The organism is Rhizorhapis sp. SPR117, from assembly GCF_021742065.1.
Genome location: NZ_JAKKIE010000158.1, coordinates 1 through 2,229, shown reverse-complemented (window position 1 = coordinate 2,229; position 2,229 = coordinate 1). Strand labels below are relative to the sequence as shown.

General features: G+C 61.7%; 1 protein-coding gene and 1 pseudogene. Both read right to left on the bottom strand.

Features of this window, described 5'->3' with window-relative positions; genetic code table 11:
- Positions 1-500 precede the first annotated feature (500 nt).
- On the bottom strand, positions 501-1,523 hold the full coding sequence (locus tag L3X40_RS21610; protein WP_237367391.1) for an IS110 family transposase: 1,023 nt from the start codon (positions 1,521-1,523) through the stop codon (positions 501-503).
- A gap of 124 nt (positions 1,524-1,647) precedes the next feature.
- Positions 1,648-1,854: pseudogene (locus L3X40_RS21605) on the bottom strand (DUF4158 domain-containing protein); the annotation flags it as partial.
- Between the last annotated feature and the right edge of the window lie 375 nt (positions 1,855-2,229).

The window sequence follows — 2,229 nt, the reverse complement described above, 5'->3', positions numbered from 1 at the left end:
CCTCATCGCCTTCACGCCAAACGACATTTGACCTCGCACCACCCGGTGACAGAAAAAGCGACTCCGTCACCGGGCTGTTAGGGTCCTCTCTGATTGGGGCCTCCTGGGTCAAGCTGCTTCCTCGGTTTGCTCCTCCTCATGCTGCCAGCTTGGCAGGACGTGATGTCGTGGACGGCCCCTGCATCAGCGTAGCTGTGCCATGATGTGGCCGTTGTAGGTCCACGTCTAGTCCTACTGAGTCATCTGTGGACGCCCCTGCAGATGCAAGAAGAATTTCGGATCGTCTGGCTCGTAGTCGGGCTCTGTCATCTGTCCGGCCTCATGATGCGGCCGTCAGAAGCCGCGGGCCCGTATGGGAGTTCGTGGATCGGAGCCAAATCACAAAAGCGTGCTCGAGGCACCTGACTCAGTACTGACTTTCCGGTCCCGTCTCACCGACTGTTGCGCCAAACTTTCCTCCGGCCCTCCTACATCTTCGACAACCTCGCAATCGCGACCGCTCAAGCCGCGACTGGAGCTCTGTAAACCTCGTTCCTCGTCAGCAATGCCCAGACGATGCGCGCCATCTTGTTGGCGAGCGCGACCGTCACCAACATGCGCGGCTTGCGCGCCAGCATGCGAGCGAGCCACGATCCGGCCGGCGCGCCTCGCCTGGCGGCATGGCGCACCACGGCGCTCGCTCCGATGATCAGGAGACGACGCAAGGTCCGTTCTCCCATCTTCGAGGTCTTGCCGAGCCGCTGCTTGCCGCCGGTCGATTTCTGCAGCGGCGTCAGCCCCAGCCAGGCCGCAAAATCCCGTCCCTTGCCGAAGCTATTGGCAGGGGGCGCCAAGGCAGCAAGCGCCGTCGCGGTGATCGGACCTATCCCGGGTATCGTCATCAACCGCCGCGGGATGTCCTCGGTCTTGGCGCGGCGCGCGATTTCGACATCGAGAACGGCGATCTGCGTGTCCAGTGTCGCGAGCGTCTCGATCAGGATCTTGAGCATCTGCCGCGCCGCCTCGGGCACCAGATGAGCGGGATCGTTAAGCTTCTCGATCAGCTTTGCGACATGGAATGTACCCTTGGCTGCGACGAGACCATATTCCGCCATGTGACCGCGCAGCGCGTTGATGCACTGGGTTTGCTGTCGGACGAGGAGGTCGCGCGTGCGGAACACCACCGAGCTCGCCTGCGCCTCCTCGCTCTTGACCGCCACGAACCGCATCGTCGGGCGCTGCGCTGCCTCGCAGATCGCCTCGGCATCGGCAGCATCGTTCTTCTGTCGCTTGACGAACGGCTTGACGTAGCCCGGCGCGATCAGCCGCACCGTGTGGCCGAGCTTGCCGATCTCGCGGCCCCAGTAATGCGCACTTCCGCACACCTCCATCGCCACCAGGCAGGGCGGCTGCAACGCTAGGAACTCGAGTAGCCTGGCCCGACGCACAGTCTTGCGGAACACCACTTTGCCAGCGCTATCGGCGCCGTGCAGCTGGAAAACCTGCTTCGCCAGATCCAATCCGATTGTGCTAACCTCCGACATGATCGCCTCCTCAAGTGCGTCCTTTCGACGCGGCCACTTTGGCATGTCGAGGCCGTCGGGGGCGTCCACCCCATCACAAAGAGTGATGTTGTCATCGATGAGCGTGTCGAGATGCTGGCGCATCTCACATCTCAGGCGCGAGGCTGCCGTCGATCGCGGTCACGAGCTGCGTTTCCGCATGATGTATCGCCTCGGCCGCCATGCGTTCCACGACGCTGATACCGGGGATGGCGATATGGCGGGCACGCATCTTATCCAGGAGCCGGTCGAGCAGGGCTCGCCCGTCGATGGTGGTCGCAGCCACACCTGTCAGCCACATCATCAATTTCGCACGGTGTGGCCGGCTACCTGTCCACCTCTACGGATGCCGGCTTTTGGTCGACGCTGTCAGACGAGAGGCTTGCAGCTGCTTCGGTCCCAATGCCATAATTCGCTTGCTCCTCAACTCTGCGAAGAGTATATACAAACCGGAAGAACATCGATCGGGAGATCGGCACTGGGATGATTAACCTTCGATTACAAGATGTGCGCATAAATTCCCCCCAGGATGTCCGCCCAGCCGCCGTACGACTTCGCAACAGGGTCCGCGACATGCTCAATTTTCGGACGGCGATATGCCATAACATCGCCACCCGGGAGTCGATGGTCGACGGTGACGGCGTCATCCTTGCAACGAGCGTTTTTGGCTGGACCGATGCGGAGAGTG

Coding starts and splice junctions, on each gene's coding strand:
- L3X40_RS21610 (WP_237367391.1), bottom strand. CDS start 1,523: ATGTCGGAGGTTAGCACAATCGGATTGGATCTGGCGAAGCAGGTTTTC.